General features: G+C 73.1%; 14 protein-coding genes. 9 read left to right on the top strand and 5 right to left on the bottom strand.

Annotated features, from left to right (window positions below; translation table 11 throughout):
- Positions 1–10: 10 nt before the first annotated feature.
- Positions 11–1,270 carry an MFS transporter gene (locus DEI91_RS15185; RefSeq protein ID WP_258374462.1) on the top strand — a complete coding sequence of 420 codons (1,260 nt, stop codon included), beginning with the start codon at positions 11–13 and terminating at the stop codon, positions 1,268–1,270.
- Between the two features lie 402 nt (positions 1,271–1,672).
- Positions 1,673–2,302: a hypothetical protein gene (locus DEI91_RS15190; RefSeq protein ID WP_111053099.1), complete on the top strand. Its 630-nt coding sequence runs from the start codon at positions 1,673–1,675 to the stop codon at positions 2,300–2,302.
- A gap of 39 nt (positions 2,303–2,341) precedes the next feature.
- On the opposite strand, the gene DEI91_RS15195 is transcribed toward DEI91_RS15190, so the two are convergent.
- Entirely contained in the window at positions 2,342–3,256 is a 915-nt protein-coding gene (locus tag DEI91_RS15195) for a cation diffusion facilitator family transporter (RefSeq protein WP_111053110.1), read from the bottom strand.
- 48 nt (positions 3,257–3,304) lie between these two features.
- Between DEI91_RS15195 and DEI91_RS16375 the strand changes: the two genes are divergently transcribed.
- Together DEI91_RS16375 and DEI91_RS15205 are read left to right on the top strand one after the other, a co-directional pair.
- Positions 3,305–4,075, top strand: coding sequence for a DUF4166 domain-containing protein (locus DEI91_RS16375; protein ID WP_181439644.1), 771 nt, complete (start codon positions 3,305–3,307; stop codon positions 4,073–4,075).
- Positions 4,076–4,095: 20 nt separating this feature from the next.
- On the top strand, positions 4,096–5,076 hold the full coding sequence (locus tag DEI91_RS15205) for an epimerase (protein WP_111053111.1): 981 nt from the start codon (positions 4,096–4,098) through the stop codon (positions 5,074–5,076).
- Here DEI91_RS15205 and DEI91_RS15210 read toward each other — a convergent pair.
- Complete coding sequence (locus DEI91_RS15210) at positions 5,048–6,073, bottom strand: EamA family transporter (RefSeq protein WP_111053100.1); 1,026 nt, start codon at positions 6,071–6,073, stop codon at positions 5,048–5,050. The two genes, DEI91_RS15205 and DEI91_RS15210, sit on opposite strands and share 29 nt — an antisense overlap.
- Before the next feature lie 71 nt (positions 6,074–6,144).
- Between DEI91_RS15210 and DEI91_RS15215 the strand changes: the two genes are divergently transcribed.
- The gene (locus DEI91_RS15215) at positions 6,145–7,059 is read left to right on the top strand and encodes a LysR family transcriptional regulator (RefSeq protein ID WP_111053101.1); all 915 of its coding nucleotides are present in this window, start codon (positions 6,145–6,147) and stop codon (positions 7,057–7,059) included.
- Positions 7,060–7,167: 108 nt separating this feature from the next.
- Here DEI91_RS15215 and purB read toward each other — a convergent pair whose 3' ends face one another.
- Genes purB through DEI91_RS15230 form a run of 3 tightly spaced genes read right to left on the bottom strand, consistent with a single transcriptional unit; the run spans position 7,168 to position 9,515 of the window.
- A complete protein-coding gene (gene purB / locus DEI91_RS15220; RefSeq protein ID WP_111053102.1) occupies positions 7,168–8,553 on the bottom strand; it encodes an adenylosuccinate lyase in 1,386 nt (461 codons plus the stop codon).
- Positions 8,550–9,062 (bottom strand): low molecular weight protein-tyrosine-phosphatase, encoded by a 513-nt coding sequence (locus tag DEI91_RS15225; RefSeq protein WP_111053112.1) that lies wholly within the window; start codon positions 9,060–9,062, stop codon positions 8,550–8,552. Before DEI91_RS15225 ends, purB begins: the two co-directional genes overlap by 4 nt.
- 51 nt (positions 9,063–9,113) lie before the next feature.
- Positions 9,114–9,515, bottom strand: coding sequence for a phage holin family protein (locus DEI91_RS15230; protein WP_111053103.1), 402 nt, complete (start codon positions 9,513–9,515; stop codon positions 9,114–9,116).
- Between the two features lie 52 nt (positions 9,516–9,567).
- On the opposite strand from DEI91_RS15230, the gene DEI91_RS15235 reads away from it, so the two are divergent.
- From DEI91_RS15235 to DEI91_RS15250, 4 genes are all read left to right on the top strand, one after another.
- Positions 9,568–10,665, top strand: coding sequence for a histidinol-phosphate transaminase (locus DEI91_RS15235; protein WP_111053104.1), 1,098 nt, complete (start codon positions 9,568–9,570; stop codon positions 10,663–10,665).
- A gap of 5 nt (positions 10,666–10,670) precedes the next feature.
- Positions 10,671–11,807 carry a thiamine pyrophosphate-dependent dehydrogenase E1 component subunit alpha gene (locus DEI91_RS15240; RefSeq protein ID WP_111053105.1) on the top strand — a complete coding sequence of 379 codons (1,137 nt, stop codon included), beginning with the start codon at positions 10,671–10,673 and terminating at the stop codon, positions 11,805–11,807.
- Between the two features lie 86 nt (positions 11,808–11,893).
- On the top strand, positions 11,894–12,853 hold the full coding sequence (locus DEI91_RS15245; protein WP_110823934.1) for an alpha-ketoacid dehydrogenase subunit beta: 960 nt from the start codon (positions 11,894–11,896) through the stop codon (positions 12,851–12,853).
- A gap of 44 nt (positions 12,854–12,897) precedes the next feature.
- The coding region (locus DEI91_RS15250; RefSeq protein WP_309148062.1) for a biotin/lipoyl-containing protein at positions 12,898–13,216 on the top strand (319 nt) is incomplete at its 3' end.

Raw genomic sequence — 13,216 nt, forward strand, 5'->3', positions numbered from 1 at the left:
CCATCGGAGCATGTCATCAGTGACCGAGACCACCGCGGCGAGCACGCGACCCACCGCTCCGGCTCCACGAGGCCGCCGGGCCCACTCGCGTCGTCGCCACGGTCTCGGCTTCTGGGCCGTCGCGTTCGCGTTCACCGCGGTGATGGCCTTCGCGACGGTCCCCGCACCGCTCTACGTCATCTACCAGGCACGAGACGGCTTCCCGACCTTCACGACGACGGTCGTCTTCGCTGCGTACGGCCTCGGCGTCGTCGCCTCGCTCTGGCTCGCCGGGCACCTGAGCGACGTCCACGGGCGTCGGCCGCTCATCCTCGTGTCCGTGGCACTCGAACTCGTCGCCGCGGTGCTGTTCCTCCTCTGGAACGACGTCACCGGGCTGATCGTGGCGCGGCTCGTCACCGGCCTGGGAGTCGGCACGCTCACCGCCACCGCGACCGCGCACCTCGGGGAACTCAAGGTCCGGGCGACCGGCGACGAGTCCTCGGCGAAGGGCGCGAGCGTCGCCGCGGGCGTCGTCAACCTCGGTGGCCTGTCACTCGGCGCCCTGATCGGCGGAGCGCTCGCCGAGTTCGTCGGACAGCCGCTCATGGTGCCCTACGTGGTGTTCGTGATCGCGCTCGCGGTCGCCTTCGTCGTGGTGCTCGCCGCGCCCGAGACCGTCGACCGCCCGGCCACCCCGGTGCCGTACCACCCGCAGCGCATCCAGGCCCCGGACGGACAGGGGCCCGCCTTCTGGGCCGCCGGCACGGGTGCGTTCGCCGCGCTGGCGGTGCAGGGGCTCTTCACCTCGGTCGCGCCGACCTTCCTCGGGACGACCTTCCACGTCACCGACCGCCTGGCTGCCGGGGCCACCACCTTCGGGGTCTTCGCCGCGAGCGCGCTCTCGCAGGTCGTCTTCGCGAAGCTGCCCCAGCGAACGCAGATCCGGCTCGGCGTCGGGCTGTTGGTCGGCGGCCTCGCGGTCCTCGCGGTCTCGGCGGTGGTGCTCCAGGTCGCCGGGTTCATCGGCGGCGGGGTCGTCGCCGGTGCCGGGGTCGGACTGCTCTTCCGCGCCTCGATCGGCAGCGCGGGCGCCCTGGTCGGACCCGAGCAGCGTGGCGGCGTCCTGGCAGCCACGTTCCTCATCGCCTACGCCGGGCTCACCGTCCCGGTCGTCGCGGTCGGCGCCGCACTGCTCGTCCTGCCGACCCTGCCCGTCCTCATCGGGTACGTGGTGCTCGTCGCGGTGCTCGCGATCGTCGCCGGGTCGCGGCTGGCCGCCCGCGCCTGAGCGACCGCCGAGCCGCCCGCCCGCCCGCCGGGACGCCGCCCGCGCCTGAGCGACTGCCGAGCCGCCCGCCCGCCCGCCGGGACGCCGCCCGATGCCGCGGCGTCTCGGCGCCTCCGCGGCGTCGCCAGCGCGCCGAGACCCCGCCCGCCGGGATGCCGCCAGCACGTCGGGACGCCGCAGGCGCGTCGAGACGCCGCCGGCGCGTCGAGACGCCGCCGGCGCGCCGAGACGCCACCCGATACCGCGGCGTCTCGACGCCTCCGCGGCGCCGTCCGGGGAAGGCGGCGTCCGGCCGGCCCGGCATCGTCCCGCCGGCCCGCCAGCCGACGGCGCATCCCGGGCTCCCCCCCCGTCCGACGAGCAGGGCGGGGGGAGGTACGCCCCCTCCGGCATACTGGCCGGATGGCCTCGAAGCGCTCGCGATCCACCCTCACCGGTCTCGCGGCGGTCCTCGCCGCCGGCCTCGTGATCGGTGGTTTCGTCGTGACGGACGTGCGGGAGGGTGACGACGCCGTGCTCTCCGCGGCACCGTCGGCGACCGCGGGCGACCCGGCCGACGGCGGGGACGCAGCCCGTCGCACGGGGAGCGACGGCGGTGTCGCGGTGATCGACCGGGTCGGCCCCGACCTCCCCGGCCGACGCGCACTGACGGCGTGCGAGACCGACAGCCGTGCGCGCGTCGCCTCGTACGACACCGCAGCGCTCGGCAGGGTCGTGATGGAGTGCGGGACGTCAGCGCAGGGCTACGAGCACATCCGCGTCCGGCACACCGCCGATTGGGAGGACGTCCTCCGCGGCCACACCACGAGCCGCGACTGGGACGACGCGATGTTCACCGCGGTGCACACGGCCCTCACCGAACCGCAGAAGGGCCTGCCGGTCGACGCCGGCGACGGCAAGGTCTGCTACGCCGCTCCGGTGCGGTTCGACGACGGCAGCGCGCCGAGCCCGGACGGCTTCGTCAAGGTGATCGTGTCCGCCACGACGGAGCGCGTCATCACGGCCTACCCGACGGACGAGTCGGACTGCTGACCCGCTCGCACGATGCCCGCTGGTCGCGCCGGGGGAGGATCAGGCGTGCACCTCGTGCTCGTGCCGCTGGTGCGACGCCGGTTCGAGCTGGAAGGTCGAGTGCTCGACCGGCACGTCGAAGTGCTCCGCCACGCACTGCTGCAGCTCGTCGAGGATCGCGGGGGCGTGGGCCGTCGTGAAGCAGTGGTCGTCCACCACCACGTGCGCGGTGAGGTTCGGGACGCCGGTCGACACGAGGGTGGCGTGCAGGTCGTGCACCGCGATGACGTGGTCGAGTTCGAGGATGTGCCCGCGCACCGCGTCGAGGTCGAGTCCGCGCGGCGTGGCCTCGAGCAGGACGTCGGCGGTCTCGTGCAGGAGTTTCACCGCCCGCGGCAGGATGAGCGCCCCGATGAGCAGCGCCGCGACCGAGTCGGCCCGTTGCCAGCCGGTCAGGAACAGCACGACGGCGGCCGCGATGACGGCGACGGACCCCAGCGTGTCGTTGAGGACCTCGAGCCGTGCTGCACGCGAGGTGAACCCTTCGCCCGACGCCCGGACGAGGACCGCGAACGCCACGAGGTTGCCGACGAGCCCGATGATCCCGAAGGCGAGCAGCGGTCCCGCCTCGATCTCCTCGGGGACGAACAGCCGCTGCACCGCCGAGATCACCACGTAGACGCCGACCGCGAGCAGGATCGCGGCCTGCGCGGTCGCCCCGAGGACCTCGGCCCGCTGGTACCCCCACGTGCGCCGCGCCGTCGGGATCCGCCGCGCCAGACGCGTGGCGACGAGTCCGATGCCCAGCCCGCCGGTGTCGACGACCATGTGCCCGGCGTCGACGAGCAGGGCGAGCGACCCCGTCACGACCGCACCGACGACCTCGGCGAGCAGGATGCCGGCCGAGATGCAGAACGCGATCAGCAGGGCGCGCTCGGACGCGTGTCCGTGCGCGTGGCCGTGGTCGTGTCCCATGTCCGCCATCGTAGGAGCCCCGTCCGACGACGTGCCAGGATCGGGGACGTGCCCCGGTCGCCGTACGAGCTGAGTGCCTCCGCCGACGTCCTCGGCCGCCTGCATCCCCGCCTCCGGACCTACTTCGGTCCGGTCCCGGCCGGTTCGGTCGGCCGCGGTGCGGGCGTCTTCACGGTCGTCGGGACCCCGCGGCGGTGGCTCTGGCCCGTCCTGGCGCTCTTCGCCCGCGACGCGGTGATGTTCCCGGTCTGGGAGCACGACGTCCCGTTCACGGTCGAGAACCGCCCGGTGCGCGTCGGTCGCGGGGCCGGTCCCGGACGGGAGGCCCGGCACACCTCCGACGATGCCGCCACGTCGCCGCACGTCGGCTCCGGCGGCGCGACCCAGGGCGCCACCGAGCGCGCAGCCCGTCCCGTCGCCGCCCGGGACGCGGGGCACGTGGCCGTCCGCGCTCGCCGCACCTTCCACTTCCGCGGCGGGGACCGGACGATGGTCGACGCGATCACCGCCGAGCCGGAGGGGCTCGTCGACCACCTCGGCCACCGCGGCCGGGTGAGCGCCCTGCTCGCGGTGGACGTCCCGGCGACCGGACCGGACGCCGGCGCCCTCCGCTTGGTCTCCACGCGCGTGACGGTCCGCGCGCTGGGACGCGGGTGGGGCCTCCCGGCCGTCGTCGCCCCGCGGGTCGTGCTGACGGAACGATTCGATGACGAAGCCGACGTGCAGCGCGTGTCCCTGGTGCTCTCGGCACCGGTGCTCGGCACGCTGTACCGGTACGAGGGGGCGTTCCGGTACGCGGTCGTGTCCGACGACGCGTGACACGGGACCAGGAGGACAGCATGGGCGAGCAGCAGCAGCGGCGTGTGGTGGTGGCGGGGGCGAGCGGGTTCGTCGGCCGGTACCTGCAGGACGCGTTCCGCGACGAGGGGTACGAGGTCGTGACCGTCGGCCGCACCGGCGACGCGGTATGGGGCAACACCCTGCGGATCCGCGAGCTCGTGGACGGCGCCGACCTCGTCGTGAACATGGCGGGCAAGAGCGTCGACTGCCGGTACGGGCGCCGCAACCGCGCGGAGATCCTGCGCTCCCGGGTCGACACGACGCTCGAACTGGCCGAGGCGATCCGGACCGCCGAGCACCCGCCGCCGCTGTGGGTGAACGCGTCGACCGCGACCATCTACCGGCACGCCGACGACCGCCCGCAGGACGAGGAGACGGGGGAGCTCGGCGAGGGCTTCTCGGTCGGCGTCGCCCGCGCGTGGGAGGACGCCCTGTTCAGCGCGGACCTGCCGGAGACCCGCCGCGTGGCGCTCCGGATGGCGATCGTGCTCGGGGACGGCAGCGCGCTCGTCCCCCTGCTCCGCCTCGCGCAGGCCGGGCTCGGCGGACCGCAGATCGACGGCCCGTGGTTCCCGACGAAGGCCCGCCTGGCCGCGGGGACGTACCACCACGACCGGCACACGCACGGTCGGCAGCGGTTCAGCTGGGTGCACATCGAGGACGTGCTCGGCGCGATCCGGTTCGTCCGCGATGCCGAGGACATCGACGGCCCGGTGAACGTCACGAGCCCGAACCCGTCCGACAACCGCACCGTGATGGCCACGATCCGAGACGCCGTCGGGCGCCGCTTCGGGCTGCCGACGTGGCGCTGGATGCTCGAGGTCGGGTCGTTCGCGATCCGTACCGAGACCGAGCTCGTGCTGAAGAGCCGGTGGGTGGTGCCGACCCGGCTCGTGCAGGCTGGCTACGAGTTCCGGTACCCGCACCTCCGCGGGGCGCTCGCGGACATCGTCACCCAGCGGCGCCAGCACCGGGGCTGACCGGAGCGGCGGGCCCGGAGCCGGAGTCGGGCTGGGACACCCCCGTCTGCGCAGGACGCCCGGATGCCCTCGAGACGCCGCCGGATCCCGCGGCGTCCTGCGCACTCGGCGGCGTCTCGACGGCCAGGTCGGCGCGCGGCGGGCGGGAGGACCACAGCACCGCCGCGACCACGACCGCCCCGGCCACCGCCTCGACCAGGTCGGGCACCTCGCCGAAGGCCGCCCAGGACGCCAGCACCCCGACGACCGGCACGAGCATCGAGAACGGTGCGACCGTGCTCGACGGGTACTTCCCCATCAGCCGCGACCAGATCCCGTAGCCGACCAGGCTCGCCGCGACGACGATGTACAGGACACCGAGGTCGGCCGGCAGCGCCTCGAGGGTGAACGCGGTGCCGAGCGCGTGCCCGATCCGCTCCGGCCCCTCGACGACGAACGACAGCACGGCCATCGGGATCGGCGGGACGACCGCCCACCAGAGCGTCAGGTGCAGCGGGTTCACCGGTCCCGTCCGGCGCGTCGCGACGTTGCCCGTCGCCCAGCCGATCGCCCCGCAGAGCACGAGGACGACGGGGAGCAGCGCCGCCGTCTGCGCGCGGTGCACCGCGATGACGCCGAGGGCGGCCACGGCGATGCTCACCCCGACGACCTGCCGGGTGGTCAGCCGTTCGCGGAGCAGGACCCCGGCGAGCACGACGGTGAACGGCGCCGCGGCCTGGATGACGAGCGACGCCAGCCCCGAGGGCATCCCGGCCGACATCCCGAGGTAGAGGAACGCGAACTGCAGGACGCCGAGGGTCGAGCCGACGAGGAGGATCCACCGGAACGGCACCTGCGGGCGCGGCACGAAGAGCAGGGTCGGCACGGCGAGGAGTGTGAAGCGCACCGCCGCGAGCAGGAACGGCGGGAAGTGCTCGAGCGCGATCGCGGTCGCGGGGAAGTTCAGCCCCCACGCGACGGCGACGACGAGAGCGAGGACGCGATCGCGGAACAGCACCCGATGATCGTCCCGCACCCGAAGCGGTAGCACCAGCGCACGTTCCGACAGGGTCGTTGTAGGGTCCCTGCATGGTCGGGTTCGACATCGCCCTGCTGCCGGTCCTCCGCGAGCTCGCCGAGCGCGGGAGCGTGACCGCGGTGGCCGCCGCCACGCACCGGACACCGAGCGCGGTGTCGCAGCAGCTCCGGACGCTGCAGCGGCAAGCCGGGGTGCCGCTCGTCGAACGGGTCGGACGTGGTGTGCGGCTCACCGAGCACGGCCGCCTCCTGGCCGGGATGGCCACCGGTGTCGCGACCGCGCTCGCCACCGTCGAGTCCGCGTGGGCCGAGCACCTCGCCGGTGCCACCGGGACGGTCGACCTCGCGGTGTTCCCCTCGGCCGCGGAACTGCTGCTCCCCGGCCTCCTCACCCGGATGCGCGCGCACCCGGGCATCGCGCTCGAGCTCTCCGACGTCGACGTCAGCGAGGGGGAGTTCGCCCCGCTCGCCGCCGACCACGACGTCGTCATCGGGCACCGTCCCGACGGTGCTCGCCGGGCCGACCGCGCCGCGGTGGAGACCGTCGCCCTGCTCCGCGAGCCGCTCGACGTCGCTCTGCCGCTCGACCACCCGCTCGCCGGACGGGAGCGGGTCGGGATCGAGGACGTCGTCGGCGAGACCTGGATCGGGGTGCCGGAGGACTACCCGATCGACCGGGTGCTCACCGCGATCGCCGCGGCCTCGGACACGCCGCCGTCTGTGGCGTTCCGCACGATCCACCTGCCGGTGATCGAGAACCTGGTCGCCGCGGGACACGGCATCGCGCTCGTGCCGCGCTACACCTCGCGGACGCGCGCACCCGGGCGGTTCCACCTCGCCACCCTCGCCGACGTCCGGGCGGGCCGACGGATCGAGGCGCTCGTCCGCCCGGACCGCGCGGTCCGTCCCGCGGTCCGGGTCGTCCTGGAGGCCCTGGTCGCCGAGGCGACGGACGTCACCACCTGAGGGGGGTGACGCGGGGTCGGCCTCCCGTCCGGTCGCGACACGCGACGTCGGCGGCGGCGCGCAACGCGATCGCGCTGTGCACCGCCGCCGTCGGGTCGTGCGGAGGGGTCAGACGTCCAGGTGGTCGACCAGCTCGTCCGCCAGGCCGGTGTAGCCGGCGGGCGTCAGGTTCGTCAGTCGGGCCTTCGCGCCGTCCGAGACGTCGAGCCCGTTCACGAAGGCGACGAGGTCGTCGCGTCCGATGCGCTTGCCGCGGGTGAGCTCCTTGAGCATCGCGTACGGGTCCTCGATGTCGGACTGCCCGGCGGTGACCTCGGCGCGGATCACGGTCTGGATCGCCTCGGCGAGCACCTCCCAGTTGCCGTCGAGGTCCTCGGCCAGGCGCGTCTCGTTCACCGCGATCTCGCCGAGGCCGCGGCGCAGGTTGTCGAGCGCGAGCAGCGAGTGCCCGAACGCGACGCCGATGTTCCGCTGCGTGGTCGAGTCGGTCAGGTCACGCTGCAGGCGGCTCGTGACGAGGGTCTCGGACAGTGTCGAGAACAGCGCCGACGAGATCTCGAGGTTCGCCTCGGCGTTCTCGAACCGGATCGGGTTGATCTTGTGCGGCATCGTCGACGACCCCGTGGCGCCGGCCACCGGGATCTGCGTGAAGTACCCCATCGAGATGTAGGTCCACACGTCGGTCGCCAGGTTGTGCAGGATGCGGTTCGCGTGGCGGACCCGGTCGTACAGCTCGGCCTGCCAGTCGTGCGACTCGATCTGCGTGGTCAACGGGTTCCACGTCAGGCCCAGGCCCTCGACGAACTCCCGGGACAGCGCGGGCCAGTCGGCCTCGGGGTCCGCGGCCAGGTGCGCGGAGAACGTGCCGGTCGCGCCGGAGAACTTGCCGAGGTACTCGCCGCGCTCGACCTGGGACAGGACACGCTCCAGTCGGTAGACCACGACCGCGATCTCCTTGCCGAGCGTCGTCGGCGTCGCGGGCTGGCCGTGCGTGTGCGAGAGCATCGGGACGGCGCGGAGGCTCGTGGCCATCTCCCGCAGGCGCTCCACGACCGCGCGGGCGGACGGCAGCCAGACGTGCTCGACGGCGTCCCGCACGGTGAGGGCGTACGACAGGTTGTTGACGTCCTCGCTCGTCGCCGCGAAGTGGGTGAGCTCGGCGACGGCGTCGAGGCCGAGCTCGCTGAGCCGACGGCGGACGAAGTACTCGACGGCCTTGACGTCGTGCCGCGTCGTCGCCTCGATCTCGGCGAGCTCCGCGATCTGGGCCTGCCCGAAGTCGTCGACGAGCGCGCGGAGGGCGGCCTTGTCGTCGACGGAGAGCGGCGACGTGGTGAACATCGCGTGGTCGGTGAGGAAGACGAGCCACTCGACCTCGACCCGGATCCGGGCACGGTTCAGACCGGCCTCGGACAGGTGCTCGCCCACCGTGTGCACGATCGGGTAGTAGCGCCCGTCGAGCGGGCTGATCGGCTGCGGGGGAAGGGGGGTCATGGGGCTCCCTGGCGGACTGCCGGCTCGAGCTGGTGGAAGAGCGCCCGGCAGGCCCGCTCGACCGTGCTGAGCACCCGGTCGAACTCGTGTCGGTCCGCGTAGTACGGGTCCGGCACGTCGGCCTGCTGAGGCCAGGCGTCGTCGTACCGCAACAGGAGCGTCACCTTGGCGGCGTCGTCCATGGTCGGGGCCCACGAGCGCAGGATGCGTTCGTGGGAGCGGTCGAGTGCGACCACCAGGTCGAGGTCCGGGAACCGGTCCGGGTCGAACTGACGGGCGCGATGCCTGCTGCCATCGTATCCGCGTGCCGCGAGCGCTGCGATCGTGCGCTCGTCCGCGGGTTCGCCGACGTGCCAGTCCCCGGTGCCGGCGGATGCGACCACGAACCGGTCGGCCATGCCGGCGTCGGCGGCGATCTGCGCGAAGACGATCTCGGCCATCGGGGACCGGCAGATGTTGCCGCTGCAGACGAAGGAGACACGGAAGGGCGACGGGGCGCCGGCGTCCATGGTCATGTGCACATCATGGCGCAGCGGGGTCGTGGGCGCGACGCCCGTCCGTCAGGCGCGACCGCGACCGCCGAGCACCGGCCGGGCGACGAGTCCGACCAGCCAGGAGCACACCGCGAGCACGAACGCGCCGACGACGCCCCAGCCGAAGGACTCCACCGACAGGCCGAAGCCCAGCGCGGTGGACACCCCGGCGACGATGAGCAGCAGGACGCCGTTCACGACGAACGAGATCAGCCCGAGCGTCAGCAGGTAGAGGGGGAACGCCACGATCCGGATGAGCGTCCCGACCACGGCGTTCACGACGCCGAAGACGAACGCGACGAGCAGGTACGTCAGGACGGTCTCGACCGGCCCGCCGTCCCCGAAGGCGTCGACCGACACCCCGGTGACGACGAGGGTGGTGAGCCACAGGGCGACGGCGTTGACGATGAGCCGGACGAGGAACCGCATGCCCCCATGATGCCGGGCGCGCCCGTGGAACGGCCGCCGGTACGCTGACCCGGTGACCGACCAGCCAGTCCACATCCGACCCGAGATCGCGGTCCTCCCGCCCTACAAGCAGGGACGGCAGGCCGCGCCGGACGCCCTGAAGCTCTCGAGCAACGAGAACCCCTTCCCGCCGCTGCCGGGCGTGGTCGAGGCCGTGCAGGCCCAGACGTCGTACAACCGCTACCCGGATGCCACCGCGCTCGCGGTCCGCGCGGTGCTCGCCAACCGCTTCGGTGTCACGGTCGACGAGGTGCACGTCGCCCCCGGCAGCGTCGCGATCCTGCACGAACTGGCGAAGGCCACCTCGGGCCCCGGCGACGAGGTCGTGTACGCCTGGCGCTCGTTCGAGGCGTACCCGGGCGTCGTCACGGTCGCCGGTGCCACGAGCGTGCAGGTGCCGAACCGGCCCGACGGCGGGCACGACCTCGACGCGATGGCGGCCGCGGTCACCGAGCGGACCCGCATGGTGCTCGTCTGCACCCCGAACAACCCCACGGGCCCGGTCGTCACCGGCGCCGAGTTCGAGTCGTTCATGGCACAGGTGCCGACCTCGGTGCTCGTGGTCCTCGACGAGGCGTACGCCGAGTTCGTCACCGACGTGGACGCCGTCCGCGGTCCGGCCCTGCTCGAGCGGTACCCGAACCTGGTGGTGCTCCGGACCTTCTCGAAGGCGTACGGTCTCGCGGGCCTCCGGGTCGGGTACGCACTCGGACCGGCATACGTCCTCGACGCCGTCCGTGCGTGCGCGATCCCGCTGTCCGTCACCGCGCAGGGTCAGGCCGCCGCACTGGCCAGCCTCGAGCGCGAGGGCGAGCTGCTCGAACGGGTCGCCGAGCTCGCCGACCGCAGGGACCGGATCCGCGCGGGGCTGCTCGCGCAGGGGTGGGACGTCCCCGAGGCGCAGGGCAACTTCGTGTGGCTGCCGACGGGCGAGCACACCGCGGTCGTGGCCGAGGCGCTCGAGCACGCCGGGCTCATCGTGCGCGCCTTCGCCCCCGAGGGCATCCGCATCTCGATCGGCGAGCACGAGGCTGTCGCAAAGCTCCTCGAAACCACGGGTGCCGTTGTGGGACGTCTCACAACGGCGGCTTCCGACCGGCCGGTACGCTGACCGACATGTTGTTCCGCGCCGCGGCTCCTGCGACGACCCCCGTCCAGCTCCTCGATCCCGAGGGCCGGTTCGTGGAGACCGACGAGAACGCCGAACTCGCCGCCGTCGCACAGGCCCTCCCCGACGAGACCCTCCTCGCCATGCACCGCCAGATGGTGCTCACCCGACGCTTCGACCACGCCGCCGCGAACCTGCAGCGCACCGGTCAGCTCGGGCTCTGGGCGCCGAGCCACGGGCAGGAGGCGGCGCAGGTCGGTTCCGCGTTCGCGCTCCGCCCGCAGGACCACGTCTTCCCGTCGTACCGCGAGCACGCCGTCGTCCTGCAGCGCGGGGTCGACCCGATGGAGATCATCTCGCTGTTCCGCGGGCAGGCCCACGGCAACTGGGACCCGGACGAGCGCGGCAACACGCACATCTACACGCTCGTCATCGGCGCGCAGACGCTGCACGCCACCGGCTACGCGATGGGCCAGGCGCTCGACGGCGTCGTCGGCACGGGCGACCCGACGGTCGACGAGTGCTCGATCGTGTACTTCGGCGACGGCGCGACCAGCCAGGGCGACGTGAACGAGGCGTACGTGTTCGCCGCATCGCACACCGCCCCGGTCGTCTTCTTCCTGCAGAACAACCACTGGGCCATCTCGGTGCCGGTGTCGGTGCAGTCGCCGACCCCGCTCGTCGACCGGCCGCGCGGGTTCGGCATCCCGAGCATCCGGGTGGACGGCAACGACGTGCTCGCCTCGTACGCGGCCAGCGTCATCGCGACAGAGCACGCCCGGACCGGGCAGGGCCCGGCGTTCGTCGAGGCGGACACCTACCGCATCGGCGCGCACACGAGCTCGGACGACCCGACCCGGTACCGCGCCGACGACGAGCTCGCCGGCTGGGTCGCCCGCGACCCGATCACCCGGTCCGAGGCGTACCTCCGCAGCCGGGGCGCCACCGACGCCCAGTTCGCGGAGTTCGACGCCGAGGGCGAGCAGGTCGCCGTCGACGTGCGTACCCGCACGAACGCCCTCCAGGACCCGCCGATGGAAGCGATGTTCGACAACGTGTACCGGGAGCCGCACCCGCGCATCGACGAGCAGCGCGCATGGCTCCGGGACTACGAGGCCGGCCAGGACGCAGGAGCCCACGCATGAGCACCACCGAGCAGCTCTTCGACTACACGCTGCGGTCGCACCCGGGCGCCGGCGAGGTCCCCGCGGACCCGACGCCGACCCTCCCGATGGCCAAGGCGCTGAACGCCGGCCTGGCGAAGGCGATGGAGGCGGACGACAAGGTCCTGCTGATGGGCGAGGACATCGGCCGTCTCGGCGGCGTCTTCCGCATCACCGAGGGCCTGCAGGACCGTTTCGGCGCCGACCGTGTGCGGGACACCCCGCTCGCCGAGTCCGGGATCGTCGGCACGGCGATCGGCCTCGCCCTGCGCGGGTACCGTCCGGTGATCGAGATCCAGTTCGACGGCTTCGTCTGGCCGGCGTTCAACCAGATCACCTCGCAGCTCGCGAAGATGGCGAACCGCCTGCCGGCGCACATGTCGCTGCCGATCGTCATCCGCATCCCCTACGGCGGTCACATCGGCGCGATCGAGCACCACCAGGAGAGCCCGGAGGCGTACTTCGCGCACACCCCGGGCTTGCGCGTCGTGAGCCCGAGCACCCCGAACGACGCCTACTGGATGATCCAGGAGGCCATCGCGTCGAAGGACCCGGTGGTGTTCTTCGAGCCGAAGTCGCGCTACTGGCCGAAGGGGCAGGTCGACCTCGTCGACGGCCACGTGCCGATGCACACGACCCGCGTCGCCCGCACCGGCACCGAGGTCACGCTCGTCGGTCACGGTGCGATGGTCGCGACGCTCATGCAGGCCGCCGACATCGCCGAGGCCGAGGGCACGAGCTGCGAGGTCGTCGACCTCCGCTCGATCTCGCCGATCGACTGGGAGCCGCTGCTCGCATCGGTGCGCAAGACCGGTCGCCTGGTCATCGCGCAGGAGGACTCGGGCTTCATCAGCGTCGGCAGCGAGATCGCCGCCACCGTGGCCGAGCGGGCGTTCTACACGCTGCAGGCACCGCCGCTGCGGGTGTCCGGGTTCGACGTCCCGTTCCCGCAGTCCAAGCTCGAGCACTTCCACCTGCCGGACGCCGACCGCGTCCTCGAGGCCGTCGACCGCGCCCTCGCCTACTGACCCGCACCGCACCCGTACGAACGAACCCTGCTGAAGGAGCCGACGTGGCCGTCGCCGAATTCCCCCTGCCCGACGTGGGGGAGGGCCTGACCGAGGCCGAGATCGTCCAGTGGCGCGTCGCCCCCGGCGACGAGATCGCCGTGGACCAGGTGCTCGTCGAGATCGAGACCGCGAAGTCGCTCGTCGAGCTCCCGTCGCCGTTCGCCGGCACCGTGACCGGGCTGCTCGTCGCCGAGGGTGACACGGTCGAGGTCGGCAAGCCGATCATCCGCGTCGAGTCCGACGCGGCTGCCGCCGGCAACTCGGGAGGCTCGGCACCCGTCGCCGACGCCGCCCCCGTCGCGCAGACCCCCATCTCGGTGC

Source organism: Curtobacterium sp. MCBD17_032, from assembly GCF_003234855.1.
Taxonomy (GTDB): domain Bacteria; phylum Actinomycetota; class Actinomycetes; order Actinomycetales; family Microbacteriaceae; genus Curtobacterium.